Here is a 14,343-nt window from a genome sequence, read left to right as displayed (position 1 = left end):
CCCTTCAAAGCCTACATATAGTGGGACTGAGGGAGGGGCCTTTGATGCAGATACGTATCATGGGTATGATTACATTTGTGTTGTTGACGTGGGGTTTTTACCTTTTGTTTACACATGTTGATGCACAATTTATTCACGATGTTGCGGTTGTTTCGGGGGTCTCACCGATCTTTCGCCATCTGGCAGAATTGACGATTTCCGGACCATGAAGAGAAAGAAATCCGCCAAATGGCGGATTTCTTTCTTTACAAGGGTTTTTTGGTGGGTGTGTTGAACTAACAAGAAGAGCATTAAATGGTTCGACGATGAAGTAGGGCAAGGCAGAGATGGATTGGGTGAGACTCGTATGGATGCATGGCTTGACCAATTTTTACAGTATGTAGAAGTGGAGCGTGGCCTTTCTAAAAATACGCTCGAATCATATCGTCGAGATCTCCTCGCGTATCTCACGTTTTTAGAAACACGCGGGTATACGGTGACCTCCCCTTACGAACACGGGTATATTCCGCAATACGTGCAAGAGTTAAGGGGAAAAGGTCGGGCGACAGCGACAGTCTCACGAAATCTCGCAAGCATTCGTTCTTTTTACAGCTTTCTCGTGCGCGAGCGAATCCTGCCGTTTGATCCGTCACAGCACCTGGAGACACCACGCATGGAGCGCAAACTTCCACGCGTGCTCATCATGGAAGACGTGGATCGCCTTCTTTCGGTTCCAGATGCCACAAGCTCATTCGGAATGCGCGACCGTGCCATGCTCGAATTGCTCTATGCAACGGGTATACGCGTATCGGAGTTGGTTTCACTCAATGAACATGACGTGAATTTGACGGCTTCATTTTTACGCTGCATTGGTAAGGGATCCAAGGAGAGGATCATTCCTCTTGGTCACATGGCGCGACAGGCTGTGCTTGACTATGTGACGAAAGCGCGCAGCAGTATGGTGCGCGACCCGCTTGAGCCGTCGCTTTTTGTCAATCATCTCGGCGAACGCCTGACACGTCAAGGATTTTGGAAGATCATAAAAAAACATGCCAAAACAGCGGGTATCGTGGCGGACATCACACCACACACCTTGCGCCATTCTTTTGCGACGCATCTTCTTGAGAACGGCGCAGATTTGCGCGCTGTACAGGAGATGCTAGGACATGCGGACATCTCGACTACACAGGTGTACACCCATGTAACGAGAAGCCGCCTTCAGGATGTCTATCAAAAAGCCCATCCTCGCGCGTGAAAGGAAGTATAGGGAATGACATTGAAAAGAAGGGTTATTCTAATTGTTCTTGATTCAGTCGGCATCGGGCACGCACCAGATGCGGCATGCTATCACGATGAAAAGGCGAATACGCTTGCGAATGTGGCTGAGGCGATGGGTGGGCTTCACGTACCTCACCTTGCGTCGCTCGGATTAGGAGAAATTTTTCCTCTGTACGGGGTTAGATCAGATACAATTGTCGGGGCATATGGCCATATGATTCCTCAGTCTGCAGGAAAAGACACAACAAACGGGCATATGGAGTTTGTCGGCGTCACACTTCACGATCCACTCCCCACGTATCCCGAGGGATTTCCAGATGTGATCGTTAAGGAGTTTCAAAAAAGGATAGGACGCGAAATTCTTGGCAATAAACCGGCGAGTGGAACAGAAATCTTAAAAGAACTGGGCGATCTGCATGTGCAGACAGGAAAGCCGATCGTGTACACCTCAGCAGACAGTGTTTTTCAGATTGCCGCACACGAGTCGGTGATTCCACTGTCTGAACTCTACGCCATGTGTGAAGTGGCGCGCACCATTCTCACTGGTCCACATGCCGTGGGTCGCGTTATCGCGCGACCATTTACAGGGGAAATGGGAAATTATACAAGAACTGCAAATCGGCGAGACTACTCGCGGGATTTTGGAGAAACACAGCTTACGGATCTTGAGAAATACCATATCCCGGTTTACGCGATTGGAAAAATCGAAGACATTTACGGTGGACACGGCATCACAAATGCTGTTCATACTAAAAACAATGAAGACGGTGTCGATCAAACGCTTTGCGTCATGCGCAGCGCAGATTCTCCATGTCTCATTTTTACGAATCTCGTTGATTTTGACATGCTGTATGGTCACCGTAATGATCCATTGGGGTTTGGGAGGGCCGTCGAAGCGTTCGACCGTCGCTTGCCTGAACTTCTTGAAGCGATGTTGCCTGATGATCTTCTCATCATCACAGCAGATCACGGCTGTGATCCGACAACGGAATCCACGGATCACAGTCGCGAAGCAGTCCCGCTTCTTATCTATCACAAAGGGATGCGAAAGGGCCACCCGGTTGGACGGCGTTTGACGTTTGCCGATGTGGGGGCCACCTTTGCGGCATGGTTTGGGGTTCCAGCCCGCGCTGGAAAGAATGCATTGTCTGGAGTTGATGTCTTGTGAGAATCATTGACTTGATCGAGAAAAAAAAGAATTCAGAGGCATTGAGCAAGGAAGAAATCGCCTTTTTAGTCAAAGGATTTACAAGCGGGTCGATCCCTGATTATCAGATGGCGGCGTGGTTGATGGCTGTCTGTTTTAACGGAATGAACGAGGATGAGACTGCGTGGCTAACCTACGAAATGGCGCGGTCAGGGGATGTTCTTGATCTTTCAATGATCAAAGGACCGACGGTTGATAAACACAGTACAGGCGGCGTGGGTGACAAAACAACACTGATCGTCGCGCCACTGGCCGCCGCGCTTGGTATGTATGTCGCTAAAATGTCGGGTCGCGGTTTGTCTCACACAGGGGGGACAATCGATAAATTAGAGTCCATCCGAGGATTTGAAACAGAACTTTCACGCGACGCATTTATAAAACAAGTGTCAAGTCATGGTCTCGCGGTTGTTGGCCAATCAGAGGGGCTTGCGCCTGCCGATAAAAAAATGTACGCACTGCGTGATGTGACGGGAACGGTGGCCTCGCTTCCACTGATCGCTTCTTCTATTATGAGCAAAAAAATCGCTTCAGGCGCCCGGCACATTGTACTTGACGTAAAGGTTGGGGACGGAGCGTTCATGAATACACTTGATGAAGCGCGCACGCTTGCAAAGGCAATGGTTGAGATAGGTTCAAAACTTGGGCGTGTTGTGTGCGCTGTATTATCTGATATGGATCAACCGCTCGGGAGGGCAATTGGAAATACGCTCGAAGTGCGCGAGTCGATTGATGTGCTGCGCGGTGAGGGGCCGGATGACCTGCGTGATTTGTCTGTCTATCTCACTGCAAAACTGCTTCAACTCGCAGATGGATGCACATTTGAAGATGCGAGAAAGCGCGCGCGTGACACGCTCGCATCGGGAGCCGCGCTTCTAAAGTTTAAAGAGATGGTAAGAACCCAAGGCGGAATATGGAAAGAAGAAGAGATCTATCCGGAGATGCCAACAGCGCCTGTCGTGCGAACAGTTACCATGTCAACATCCGGTTATTTGACGAATATTCCTGCGCGTGCGCTTGGCATGATCGCCATGCAATTGGGGGCAGGGAGAGAAGAGAAAGCGTCTCTGATTGATCATCGCGTAGGGCTTGTCCTCTATAAAAAAACGGGTGACAGCGTTCGGGAGGGCGATTTGTTTGCAGAGATTCACGCGGCGACCGAGGACGATGCTGACCGCGCGGCCAAACAGTTAGCCGTGTGGATGGAGACATCTCCTGACGCGCTCGCCAAACGTTCGTTGATTCTCGATGAGATCCGTGCGCTCGGATAAGAGTCATGTGAGAAGCACACACTACGCCTATCGATGTTGAACGTTCCCAAGGCGTTTGTTTTGGGGTTCAAAGGGAGGCGTTTACAATGCTTCGCAAATGGATCGGAATCGTGTTCAGTTTGGTGTTCCCATTAAGTGCATTGCCGTTTGGCCATGCATATGCAAGTACGTCCAATCAGGAGATCATGGTTACGCAGCGTGCAGAGCCGATGCCTGATCTCGCGCCACAAGCAAAATCAGCCGTATTGATGGATGCAATGACAGGAACGGTGTTCTACGCAAAAAATGAGCATGAGCGATTGCCGATTGCAAGTGTCACAAAAATTGCGACGATGCTCCTGGTTATGGAAGCAATCGAGCGAAAACAACTTCATTTTCAGGACAAGGTGCGCACGTCAGACTACGCCGCCAGCATGGGCGGTTCCCAGATTTATCTTGAACCTGGGGAAACGATGACGGTGCACGAGTTGATGAAAGGGATTGCGCTGGCTTCAGGAAATGATGCAGCGGTGGCGATCGCAGAGCAAATTGCCGGTTCAGAGGGCTCATTCGTAACACTTATGAACCAACGGGCGAGGCAGCTTGGTTTGCATAATACCCACTTTGTCAATGCGAACGGTTTGCCGGCAAAAGGGCATTATTCTTCTGCATTTGATCTCGCCGTTCTCTCCAGGGAACTTATGGCACATGAATCCATCACTCAGTATACAGGACGTTATCAAGATCATCTGCGACAAGGTTCAGGAAAACCTTTTTGGTTAGTCAACACGAACAAGTTGATTCGTTTTTACACTGGTATGGATGGTATTAAGACAGGATTTACAGCCGAAGCTCGCTATTGCCTCGCTGCAAGTGCCAAGCGGGATCATTTTCGGTTGATCGCCGTTGTCCTTGGCGCTCCAACCGCAAAAGAACGAAACGCAGAGATCACGGCCATGATGAATTATGCTTTTAGTCACTATGGTATAAAAATGGCGTACAAAAAGGGACAGGTTGTTACACTCGTTCCTGTTTCTCGAGGTGAACTTCAAGCAATCGCTGTTACTGCAGCCCGGCCTGTCGGTGTCTTGCTCAATCGCACGACGGGCCAAGAAATTGGCTCCGTCGTCAGTGAGGTGCATCCTCTTGTGGCGCCTGTTGCAAAAGGTCAAGTTGCCGGCACGATTCGCGTGATGATAAACCACAAACCAGTACTTCAAGTCCCGCTGATTGCCATCGCAGACGTTAAGAAGGTGACTTGGTTCGAGATGCTAGGCCGCACCTTCAAACATGTCTTTTCGCTGGGGGCAAAGCGCTCATTTCAGTAATGCGCAAGCGCTGTTTTAAGGTGAGTGAGAAGCGGGCGATCAGTTCGTCAACTACGAGCAGATCGTCCTCTTTTTCCCGCCTGAGTATCATATCTTTCATAGTTTCGAGTGTGGCGACGGCAGAGTTCAACAACTGAAGCGACTCATACCGTGTCGTTGCGTTCTGCAGGGCCTGAAATGCGGCGTCATACTGCCCTGTAGCGCGAAACAAGAGCCCTTGCACCCTCAAGGCTTCCGCGCGTTCAGGAGATTCTTCTCTGGATAGGGTATATGCACGCTCTATGCTGCGCGTCGCATCGTCGTACTGCGCGAGACTGATTTCGCATTGTGCACGCTCGCTCCACGCGTTGCTTAATGCATCCATGCGCCCCTGTTTGTGATAATCGGTAATCAGCTGTGGAAGAAGCGATACGGCCTCCTGTGAAAAACCGCGTTCGCGTTGAATGATGGCAAGATTCATGCATGCATCCGTGAGCGCATACGTTTGCCCCAACGAACTGTAGATATCAATCGCTTTCTTCGCATAGTTGAACGCCTGTTCTCCTTCTTTTTTCTCCATGGATAAAACACTCAATAGATGACACAGCTCTGCGCAATCTACGCGCGATCCACTCGATTTTACATCTGAGAACGCAGAGAATGCATAGTCAAAAGACTGTTCCGTATTACCGAGGCGATACGCAGTTATACTCAGATTTTTGCGCGTTGTAAAAACGGCCTGTGGTAGAGGTTGGGCGGATTGATCAAGATACCACAGCGCTTGTAAAAAACAGTGATACGCGAGAATATATCGGTTATTCGCGAGATGAAGTTCACCCTGGCGATTGAGACTGCTTGCGCCAACCAACCATTCATGATGAACCAAGGCGCGCGCAGAAACGCGTTCATACAGCATCTCCGCATCTTTAAACATGCCCATCTGTTCATGCAGTCGAGCCATTTCGAGATCCAGTTCTGTTTTTGCCACATAGGAGATGCGTGCGGCAGTGAGGATGTCAAGAAGTGGTTTTGCGGCGTGTGGCGCGCTGCGATCAAGCAGATCGCGCGCGTCTCTTAACAACTGCGTCTGCCGATGACGCAATTCAATCTCTGAAAGCAGCTCACTCGGGTCAACATCAAGCGCCTTTGTCAAGAGATTGACCACACGATCCGATGGCGCTACGCGATCCGATTCTATTTGGCTAATAAGTCCAGGTGTAATCTCACGACCTGCGAGTTCACCTTGGGTCAGCCCTTTGGCAATGCGCAATGCCCGTATTTTTTCACCGAGTGTCATGGGTTCTTTTGTCATTTGTCATCCGTCCCTCTTGGCGATTTTAATAGGAGTATAGCATAATCTGAATATAGGGTTTGGTCTCAATTAATATTGAGAAGCGCATCACACAAGGATGCCCGGTTGTATTATGTCGATCGCACACTAGTTTTGTCGACAGGCAGGAACTTCCATGTCTTAGGGCGAACAGCTTAATCGACGTGAAGTCGTTACCTGATGCGTGGTAACTTAGCTCTCACGCTTAATTGATTCAGCTGTTTTGCGGAGGGAGACTGAGAATGGATGAGAGTCGATTTTAGGCAGACCCATCGCGGTTCAATTATTGTCGCGGCGCTTGAGGGTGAACTGGATGATCATGAGGCTGCCGTAGTGAGGGACTTGCTGGATCAAAAACTCCTCGATATGCGCGTCCCATGCCTTGTGCTTGACTTGAGCGGTGTGACGTTCATGGATAGCGCAGGACTTGGCGTCATCCTTGGAAGGTATAAAAAAATCACAGCGAAAAATGGAAAGATGAGCGTAGCAGGTGTATCAAAGTCGGTGGGTCGGCTCTTTGAAATATCTGGCATAAATAAAATCATGAACGTTTATCAAACCCGCGATGCGGCTGTACGTGCCCTGAAGGAGGAGATGCAATGAAACCTCAAAACGAAATGTCCATTCAATTCTCAGCGATCTCTGAGAATGAATCGTTTGCCCGCGTTGCCGTTGCCGCATTCATTTCACAACTCAACCCAACGATGGAAGAATTGACTGAAGTAAAAACCGTTGTCTCTGAAGCGGTCACGAATGCGATCATACACGGATACGCCGAGAATTCTGGGGATGTTTACTTGCGTTGTAAAATTATGGGATATACAATGGAGCTTACCATTGAAGATCACGGCAAAGGGATGGAAGATATTGATGAAGCGCGCCAACCGCTTTTTACAACACGGCCTGATCTAGAGCGATCAGGGATGGGGTTTACGATCATGGAGTCATTCATGGACGAGATGACCATTGAGTCCGCCCCCAATCGCGGAACACTCGTGCACATGAAAAAAATCATACGGGCCCCTCACGGTGCGGCTCGCTTTGAGGTGTAATCCATGGAGCACGGACTGGCACGGGATTTCCCGAAACTGTCCGATGAGCGAGTAAGATGGCTCATTGAGGAGAGTCATGCTGGCAATGAGGCAGCGCGCGATGAGCTTGTGGTCAATAACCAGCGCCTTGTCTGGTCAGTTGTGCAGCGTTTTTTAGGGCGTGGTTATGACCCTGACGATTTGTTTCAAATCGGATGTATCGGGCTGCTCAAAGCAATTGACAAATTTGACCTGCAGTATGACGTTAAATTTTCGACGTATGCAGTGCCGATGATCATTGGTGAAATTCAACGTTTTTTGCGCGATGACAGTTCACTCAAAGTCAGTCGATCTGTCAAAGAAACGGCTCGGCATATCCGACGCGTTCGCGAAGACCTGATGAAACAGTTTGGAAGGCAGCCACAGATCAATGAAGTGGCAGAAGCGATGGGCCTTACTCCAGCCGAGGTCGTGCTGGCACAAGAGGCTATTCGCGTGCCTGCCTCCATCCACGATACTGTGTTTGAAAACGATGGTGATCCTATTTATTTAATGGATCAGATCGCAGATATGGAACAAGACAAGTGGTTTGATCGTCTGGCACTGCACGACGCGCTGACCCGTCTTCCCGAACGTGAAAGACTCATCGTTTACATGCGCTTTTTCCGCGATAAGACTCAGTCAGAAGTGGCTGACATGCTAAGAATTTCTCAAGTTCAAGTGTCGCGTCTGGAAAAAAGAATTTTACAATCGATTAAAGACAGCCTGGACGAGCCGCTTTGATCTTACACTATGAAACCAGATTTTTCCCACACCCAACGTGTGGGTTTTTTTGCGTCAGTTGCCTGTGGCAGATGTCGACATTGAATCAATTCGTCACTAGATCATCTCCGTTTGGGACACGATAATGTACGCGATATAAAAGTGGGGTAAGGGGTGCTTGCATGAGTGTTTCATCCGGTCCATCAAGAAAGTCGTACACAGCGCTGGTTGATTCGATGCGTCCTGCAAAGCCCGTGCTTCGTAATGTGCTGCGTGCGTTTTGGGTAGGAGGGCTGATCTGTCTCATCGGGGAATGCGTTGAAGAATTTTTCGTGCACATCTTTCATTTCTCGGAAAAAACTGCGGGTAATCCAACCGTCGCAATCATGATTCTGTTGGCGGTCATTTTAACCGGATTTGGCGTGTACGATAAAATTTCGCAATACGCGGGGGCAGGTACCGCAGTTCCAGTTACGGGTTTTGCAAACTCAATCGCTGCCGCCGCGCTGGAACATAAAACAGAAGGATACGTTGTAGGCGTTGGGACAAACATGTTTAAAATTGCGGGACCTGTCATCGTATTTGGCGTCGTGGCAGCGTTTGTCGTTGCATTTATCGCGTATGCGTTTATAAGGTTGCACGGATAGCGCCAAGAGGAGGATGTTGTCGATGCAAACAGGTAGACAGACGTGGAGATTTCCATCTCGTCCCCGCATTACGGGCTCCGCTTCTATTGTAGGTGCGAAAGAAGGAGATGGACCGCTCGGCTCATCATTTGACGCAATCGAGCGCGATGCGTATTTTGGGGAACCAAGTTTTGAAAAGGCGGAGCGTGTCATGTTTGAGCGCGCGCAAAGGCTCGCTGTCAAACATTCTAATTGCTCCATGAATGACATTTCTTATGTCATCGCAGGAGATCTCTTGGCACAAAACATCAGTGCCAGTTTTTCCGCTCGGACGCACAGCAGACCACATCTAGGCGTTTTCAGCGCATGTGCAACGATTATGGAGGCATTTGCGTTGGCGGCACTGCTTGTCGATTCTCAAAATGGCGAAAGGGTTCTGGTGGGTGCGAGCAGTCATAACAGCACTGCAGAGCGGATTTTTCGCTATCCCACGGAATACGGTGGGCAAAAACCACAAACAGCGCATTGTACAGCAACGGCTGCAGGCGCAGCGGTGATTGCGGCGCAGGGTGAGGGCCCTGCGATCACAGAGGCGACGGTCGGGCGCGTGATTGATCTTGGGATCTCTAATCCGTGGGAAATGGGTGCCGCCATGGCGCCTGCTGCTGTAGATACTCTGCGTGCGCATCTTCAAGATACAGGGCGCACAACGCTTGATTATGATTGGATTGCAACGGGTGATCTTGGACGTGTGGGCCACCCACTTGCACGCCAAATGTTGCTTGAACAGGGGATTGACCCTGGTCATCAATTTACGGATTGCGGCATTCTCCTCTATGACGCACAACAGCCTGAAGTCTTCTCTGGCGGAAGCGGGCCGGGATGCTGCACCGTGGTGACACTTTCCTATCTGTTAAAAAAAATACAAGAAGGAAAAAACAAACGAATCATGGTCATCGCAACGGGCGCCTTGCTGTCTCCGCTCACGGCCCAACAAGGTGATACGATACCGTGTATTGCTCATGCAGTTACATTTGAAGGGTGACAAAGGAGGTTGTTTCGATGGGGACCCTGATGCTTTTTCTTGCAGCTTTTTTTGTCGGCGGTATCATTTGTGCCATCGGTCAATTGTTGTTTGATTTAACTCATTTGACACCTGCGCATGTTATGGTCATTTTTGTCGTCGCAGGAGCTGTTCTTGAAGGGCTTGGCTGGTATGATCCACTGATACGCTTTGCCGGGGCAGGAGCAACGGTTCCTATCACATCATTTGGCAGTTCACTGGTTCACGGCGCTATAGAAGAGACGCGGCATTACGGTTGGCTGGGTCTTGTGACAGGCATCTTTGAAGTGACAAGCGCCGGGATTTCAGCGGCAATTCTCTTTGGATTTTTGTCAACCCTCGTATTTCGCGCACGCGGTTAGTGAGGATTCGCTGATGAATAAAAGGAGAGTCATTCTTGTCACGGATGGAGATATCGTCGCGCAAAGGGCTCTTGAGGATGTGGCAAAAGAGCTCGGGGCGAGAGTCATTTCTCGTTCCGGCGGTCATCCGACACCTCTTGATGGTGAGGATGTCATACGCTTTATCCTCATGACGCCTCACGATCCGGTCATTGTCATGGTGGATGATAACGGATCGCGTGGACAGGGGCCCGGCGAGAATGTGATCAAGGCTCTTTGCCTTGATCACCGGATTACTGTTATTGGAATTCTGGCAGTTGCCAGTGACACCCGCTATGTACGCGGTGCAAAAGTTGACTTTTCTGTGGATCGAAACGGTCGGATTGTTGATGCGGCAGTCAATAAAAATGGATATCGATTACGCAGCAAGAGGAAGGTGTTGTTTGGCGATACCGTCGATATTCTTCGAAAGATCCACTCTCCGATTCTCGTGGGGATCGGGGACATAGGGAAAATGCGGGGAGCTGATCATTTTCGCAGAGGCTGCCCGATTACGAGGGAAGCATTGCGGATCATCATCGAACTTGATTGCGCCCGTCCACACGCACTTGCTCCTACGTTCTTGTGAATCAAATCTAGCAATGTTATCATTGTTGTTTAGATGCAATAAAAGTGCATAAAAATGCAGGCAGGAGAGACGTGCGATGGAGTTGAATGGAACGAGCAGGGTGAATCAAAAAGGAGTTCTTGAAATTGGCGGGTGCGCGGTCGATGACCTCGCAAAAACATACGGGACACCTTTAATCATTTATGATGTCGCGCAGATTCGAGAGCGCATTCAGGCGTACCGAAATGCATTTCAATTCTTTCAAGTGCCGTATGCGTTGGCGTATGCCAGTAAAGCTTTTTCTTGCAAAGCGATGTGCCGGCTGGCTGATGATGAAGCCATGTGGCTCGATGTCGTATCAGGCGGCGAGCTGTACACTGCGCTGGCTGCCAATTTCCCTGCAGGTCGAATCTATATGCATGGAAACAATAAAACATCTGATGAACTCGAATATGCTGTTTCATCTGGTATTCACCATATTGTCATTGACAATTTTGATGAAATCAATCGATTGGTTGAAATCCTTGACAAACATAACACGGCTATGCAAATCGTGTTACGTGTCACCCCAGGTGTCGATGCGCATACGCACGAATTCATTACGACAGGTACTCAGGACTCAAAGTTTGGCTTTGATTTGTTCAGTGGCCAGGCGGATCAAGCAGTGAATGTCGTGCTTCGACAACCTCGCCTTACACTGATTGGCCTGCATATGCATATCGGCTCACAGATTTTTGAGGCAGAAGGGTTTCATGTTGCAAGCGAGCGCATGGCTGAGCTCTTTTCGCGCACCAAAGTAAATTGTGACACACTGGAATGGTTCAACATGGGTGGTGGTCTTGGAATCCGCTATACAAAAGAAGATCATTTGCCACCTTTAGAGGAAGCGGTAAAAGGACTTATTGAAGGTGCCAAGCGTGCGTTTGAGCGCGTGGGGCTTGCGCTTCCAAAGCTCATAGTTGAACCCGGACGCAGCATTGTCGCAGAAGCGGGCACGACGATCTATCGTGTCGGAAGCCGCAAGTCCGTGCCGAATGTGCGTGACTATATCGCGATAGACGGTGGCATGACAGACAATCCGCGCCTTGCATTGTATGGAGCGGTTTACGAGGCAAGCATCGCCAATCGCATGCTTGATGAACCGACGATGACGGTTTCTGTCGCGGGCAAGTGCTGCGAGAGCGGAGATATGATATTATGGGACGCTTTACTCGCGCAGCCGCAGCCGGGTGATTTGCTCGCAGTCTCATGCACAGGTGCCTATAATTACTCAATGGCGAGCAACTATAATCGGCTCCCTCGCCCGGCAGTGGTATTTGTCGAACGTGGCGAGGCGCGCCTTGTGATTCGCCGCGAAACGTATGCCGATGTATGCACATTAGATCTTTAGGCGTCCGTCGCTCCACACTCTCACCGCGCAGCATACACTGTGCGATGAGGAGGGGATGTTGTGCTGACAATCCTCGCGTGGGTACCTCGCATCGCACGCTTTTTTGGGATGTTTCGGGGTATGGTGGGTTTTGTGACACCGATGTTGCCCTATGTGTCGTCTTTTGTGCGCCGTATACGCCAACCGCGCGCAATTGCACAAGCCTATTAGTGGTCTTTTCATTACGGTTAATGAGGCGCCCGGAACACCATGTCTTGGTGCGGGCGCCTTCTTTTGGTCGTCGCAATGAGTTCTGTGCATGTCTTTTCTGCTTTACAAGCGGGAAAGCTCGTTTGTATACTTTGTAAACTAGAGAAAAACGTTTGTCACGCAGGAGGAACATCGTGATCGAATGGAGCTCGACAGATCTGCAGTGGATGGATCTGGCACTGACACTCGCGCGTGCGACACGTGGGCAAACACACCCCAATCCACAAGTTGGGGCGGTCCTTGTCGCTGATGGTCAGTTGATCGGATTGGGTTCTCACCTCAAAGCGGGTGAATCGCACGCTGAAGTTCACGCCCTCAAAATGGCGGGGGAACGTGCGCGCGGTGCGACGCTGTATGTTACGCTAGAACCATGCGCACATGTGGGAAAGACGCCGCCGTGCGCCGATGCGGTCATTCGGGCTGGAATCGCCCGCGTTGTCGTTGCGCTGGAGGATCCGGATCCGCGCGTGGCGGGGCTAGGAATTTCCCGCATGAGAGAAGCGGGAATCGCAGTGGAAGTGGGGTGTAGGCACGCACAAACCGAGGAATTGCTTCGCCCTTATCTCCATGTCAAGGCTACGGGGCTTCCTTATGTTACACTAAAATTGGCGACAACACTCGACGGCTACCTGGCGACATCTTCTGGTGAGAGCTTGTACATGACAGGGGATGCGGCGCGGGCTGCTGTCCACCGCTTGCGTGCACAGGTGGATGCCGTCTGTGTAGGGATCGGAACGGTACTTGCAGATGACCCAAGGCTCACTGTGCGGCTAGAGGGTGAATTCAGGCAGCCGGCGCGCGTTGTTTTTGACCGAATGGCCCGTTTGCCAATCAATGCGCACATGGTCTCGGACGGGGCAGCAGTTACCCACGCATTAGTCAGTGAAGAAGCATCGTCAGAGCGCATTCGCGAACTGCGTGCACACGGTGTCCATGTCACTGTCATCGGATCACGCGAAACACTTACGATGAGAGCTATGCTTCACAAATTGGTGGATCTGGGCTTTGTGCATGTACTCATCGAAGGCGGATCCTCCATTGCAGCCGCACTCATCAAAGAACAACTCGCGACCGAACTGTGGTGGTTTCACGCGCCGCTCATTCTCGGACAGGGGATGCCGGCACTTGGCAAACTTTCGATCGCATCCTTGCGTTCTGCCGTTACAATCGAAAACCCAAGGGTTGAAGTATTCGGGAGTGATGTGTTGACGAGGGGTTCTTTGAAGTATACATAATATTTATTGTGTTAACAAATGGGATGACGCTCATGGAGGTACACGATGTTCACAGGACTTATCGAAGAGGTAGGGCGCATTCACCAGATTGAGCGAAAGGGACGCTCACTCCTGCTTACGATTGCCGCAAAACGCGTTCTTGAGGATGCAAAGACAGGTGACAGCATTGCGGTGAATGGTGTCTGTTTGACTGTGACGAATCGCTGGAATGATCGTTTTACCGTGGATGTTGTGCCGGAGACTGTGGCGCGTTCTACACTACAGCGTCTTCAACCTGGATCACGCGTCAATCTGGAGCGCGCCTTGCGCGCAGATGGTCGATTTGGCGGTCACATTGTGGCGGGGCATGTCGACGCAGTTGGCCAAATACGCCAGATTCTCCCGGATGAGAATGCGCGTGTCATCACAATTCAAGCGCAATCAGAAATCATGAGGTATATTGTAGAGAAAGGTTCGATCGCCGTGGACGGTATCAGCCTGACGGTCATGGATGTTTCGGATGTGTCCTTTCGCGTCTCTGTGATTCCTCACACTGCAGGGGAGTCGACCGCTGAGGACTTTGCGATTGGACAACCAGTTAATCTTGAGGTTGACGTATTGGGCAAATATGTAGAACGCCTGTTATCCACGAAAAATGGCGACATGCATACGGGCTTAACGTTTGCAAAGTTGCAGCAATACGGTTACTAGC

Annotated in this window: 17 protein-coding genes; 16 read left to right on the top strand and 1 reads right to left on the bottom strand. The window is 50.3% G+C overall.

The genetic code is table 11. From position 1 onward, the window contains the following. Nucleotides 1–44 precede the first annotated feature (44 nt). The 5 genes from ATW55_RS16300 to ATW55_RS08495 all read left to right on the top strand — a co-directional run bounded on the left by ATW55_RS16300 (nt 45) and on the right by ATW55_RS08495 (nt 5,039). Nucleotides 45–209, top strand: coding sequence for a hypothetical protein (locus ATW55_RS16300; RefSeq protein WP_160327199.1), 165 nt, complete (start codon nt 45–47; stop codon nt 207–209). 137 nt (nt 210–346) lie between these two features. After that, on the top strand, nt 347–1,234 hold the full coding sequence (gene xerD, locus ATW55_RS08510) for a site-specific tyrosine recombinase XerD (protein WP_067715612.1): 888 nt from the start codon (nt 347–349) through the stop codon (nt 1,232–1,234). 15 nt (nt 1,235–1,249) lie between these two features. Continuing rightward, entirely contained in the window at nt 1,250–2,425 is a 1,176-nt protein-coding gene (locus ATW55_RS08505; RefSeq protein ID WP_201024958.1) for a phosphopentomutase, read from the top strand. Next, nucleotides 2,422–3,732, top strand: a complete 1,311-nt coding sequence (locus ATW55_RS08500; RefSeq protein WP_067715609.1) for a thymidine phosphorylase — start codon at nt 2,422–2,424, stop codon at nt 3,730–3,732. The genes ATW55_RS08505 and ATW55_RS08500 overlap by 4 nt, the downstream gene beginning before the upstream one ends. 86 nt (nt 3,733–3,818) lie before the next feature. After that, nucleotides 3,819–5,039, top strand: a complete 1,221-nt coding sequence (locus ATW55_RS08495; protein WP_067715606.1) for a D-alanyl-D-alanine carboxypeptidase family protein — start codon at nt 3,819–3,821, stop codon at nt 5,037–5,039. On the opposite strand, the gene ATW55_RS08490 is transcribed toward ATW55_RS08495, so the two are convergent. Then, nucleotides 4,996–6,330 carry a helix-turn-helix domain-containing protein gene (locus ATW55_RS08490; RefSeq protein WP_067715602.1) on the bottom strand — a complete coding sequence of 445 codons (1,335 nt, stop codon included), beginning with the start codon at nt 6,328–6,330 and terminating at the stop codon, nt 4,996–4,998. The genes ATW55_RS08495 and ATW55_RS08490 overlap by 44 nt on opposite strands. 264 nt (nt 6,331–6,594) lie before the next feature. Between ATW55_RS08490 and ATW55_RS08485 the strand changes: the two genes are divergently transcribed. The 11 genes from ATW55_RS08485 (at nt 6,595) to ATW55_RS08440 (ending at nt 14,342) form a co-directional block, all read left to right on the top strand. Further along, nucleotides 6,595–6,951 carry an STAS domain-containing protein gene (locus ATW55_RS08485; protein ID WP_067715598.1) on the top strand — a complete coding sequence of 119 codons (357 nt, stop codon included), beginning with the start codon at nt 6,595–6,597 and terminating at the stop codon, nt 6,949–6,951. Beyond that, on the top strand, nt 6,948–7,400 hold the full coding sequence (spoIIAB, locus tag ATW55_RS08480; protein ID WP_067715595.1) for an anti-sigma F factor: 453 nt from the start codon (nt 6,948–6,950) through the stop codon (nt 7,398–7,400). The genes ATW55_RS08485 and spoIIAB overlap by 4 nt, the downstream gene beginning before the upstream one ends. Before the next feature lie 3 nt (nt 7,401–7,403). After that, nucleotides 7,404–8,162, top strand: a complete 759-nt coding sequence (sigF, locus tag ATW55_RS08475) for an RNA polymerase sporulation sigma factor SigF (RefSeq protein WP_067715590.1) — start codon at nt 7,404–7,406, stop codon at nt 8,160–8,162. A gap of 161 nt (nt 8,163–8,323) precedes the next feature. Continuing rightward, nucleotides 8,324–8,788 (top strand): stage V sporulation protein AC, encoded by a 465-nt coding sequence (spoVAC, locus tag ATW55_RS08470; RefSeq protein ID WP_067715581.1) that lies wholly within the window; start codon nt 8,324–8,326, stop codon nt 8,786–8,788. 22 nt (nt 8,789–8,810) lie between these two features. Further along, nucleotides 8,811–9,812, top strand: a complete 1,002-nt coding sequence (spoVAD, locus tag ATW55_RS08465; protein ID WP_067715576.1) for a stage V sporulation protein AD — start codon at nt 8,811–8,813, stop codon at nt 9,810–9,812. Nucleotides 9,813–9,841: 29 nt separating this feature from the next. Next, nucleotides 9,842–10,192, top strand: coding sequence for a stage V sporulation protein AE (gene spoVAE / locus ATW55_RS08460; RefSeq protein ID WP_067715799.1), 351 nt, complete (start codon nt 9,842–9,844; stop codon nt 10,190–10,192). 13 nt (nt 10,193–10,205) lie between these two features. Beyond that, entirely contained in the window at nt 10,206–10,799 is a 594-nt protein-coding gene (locus ATW55_RS08455) for a stage V sporulation protein AE (RefSeq protein WP_067715570.1), read from the top strand. A gap of 76 nt (nt 10,800–10,875) precedes the next feature. After that, nucleotides 10,876–12,168 carry a diaminopimelate decarboxylase gene (gene lysA, locus ATW55_RS08450; protein WP_067715567.1) on the top strand — a complete coding sequence of 431 codons (1,293 nt, stop codon included), beginning with the start codon at nt 10,876–10,878 and terminating at the stop codon, nt 12,166–12,168. A gap of 60 nt (nt 12,169–12,228) precedes the next feature. Further along, the gene (locus ATW55_RS16465) at nt 12,229–12,378 is read left to right on the top strand and encodes a hypothetical protein (RefSeq protein ID WP_162839392.1); all 150 of its coding nucleotides are present in this window, start codon (nt 12,229–12,231) and stop codon (nt 12,376–12,378) included. Between the two features lie 173 nt (nt 12,379–12,551). Next, complete coding sequence (gene ribD / locus ATW55_RS08445) at nt 12,552–13,652, top strand: bifunctional diaminohydroxyphosphoribosylaminopyrimidine deaminase/5-amino-6-(5-phosphoribosylamino)uracil reductase RibD (protein WP_067715565.1); 1,101 nt, start codon at nt 12,552–12,554, stop codon at nt 13,650–13,652. A 45-nt stretch (nt 13,653–13,697) separates the two neighbouring features. Next, complete coding sequence (locus ATW55_RS08440; protein ID WP_067715562.1) at nt 13,698–14,342, top strand: riboflavin synthase; 645 nt, start codon at nt 13,698–13,700, stop codon at nt 14,340–14,342. Nucleotide 14,343 lies beyond the last annotated feature (1 nt).

This window comes from Ferroacidibacillus organovorans (assembly GCF_001516615.1).
In the GTDB taxonomy this organism is placed as follows: Bacteria; Bacillota; Bacilli; order Alicyclobacillales; family SLC66; genus Ferroacidibacillus; species Ferroacidibacillus ferrooxidans_B.
This window is presented reverse-complemented; position numbering and strand designations above follow the sequence as displayed.

Bases quoted from the DNA above. Each gene is read 5' to 3' on its own strand.
- xerD (WP_067715612.1), top strand. From the start codon at position 347: ATGGATGCATGGCTTGACCAATTTTTACAGTATGTAGAAGTGGAGCGT.
- sigF (WP_067715590.1), top strand. From the start codon at position 7,404: ATGGAGCACGGACTGGCACGGGATTTCCCGAAACTGTCCGATGAGCGA.
- spoVAC (WP_067715581.1), top strand. From the start codon at position 8,324: ATGAGTGTTTCATCCGGTCCATCAAGAAAGTCGTACACAGCGCTGGTT.
- spoVAD (WP_067715576.1), top strand. From the start codon at position 8,811: ATGCAAACAGGTAGACAGACGTGGAGATTTCCATCTCGTCCCCGCATT.
- ATW55_RS08505 (WP_201024958.1), top strand. From the start codon at position 1,250: ATGACATTGAAAAGAAGGGTTATTCTAATTGTTCTTGATTCAGTCGGC.
- ATW55_RS16300 (WP_160327199.1), top strand. From the start codon at position 45: ATGCAGATACGTATCATGGGTATGATTACATTTGTGTTGTTGACGTGG.
- ATW55_RS08495 (WP_067715606.1), top strand. From the start codon at position 3,819: ATGCTTCGCAAATGGATCGGAATCGTGTTCAGTTTGGTGTTCCCATTA.
- ATW55_RS08440 (WP_067715562.1), top strand. From the start codon at position 13,698: ATGTTCACAGGACTTATCGAAGAGGTAGGGCGCATTCACCAGATTGAG.
- spoIIAB (WP_067715595.1), top strand. From the start codon at position 6,948: ATGAAACCTCAAAACGAAATGTCCATTCAATTCTCAGCGATCTCTGAG.
- ATW55_RS08485 (WP_067715598.1), top strand. From the start codon at position 6,595: ATGAGAGTCGATTTTAGGCAGACCCATCGCGGTTCAATTATTGTCGCG.
- spoVAE (WP_067715799.1), top strand. From the start codon at position 9,842: ATGCTTTTTCTTGCAGCTTTTTTTGTCGGCGGTATCATTTGTGCCATC.
- ATW55_RS08490 (WP_067715602.1), bottom strand. From the start codon at position 6,330: ATGACAAAAGAACCCATGACACTCGGTGAAAAAATACGGGCATTGCGC.
- ATW55_RS08455 (WP_067715570.1), top strand. From the start codon at position 10,206: ATGAATAAAAGGAGAGTCATTCTTGTCACGGATGGAGATATCGTCGCG.
- lysA (WP_067715567.1), top strand. From the start codon at position 10,876: ATGGAGTTGAATGGAACGAGCAGGGTGAATCAAAAAGGAGTTCTTGAA.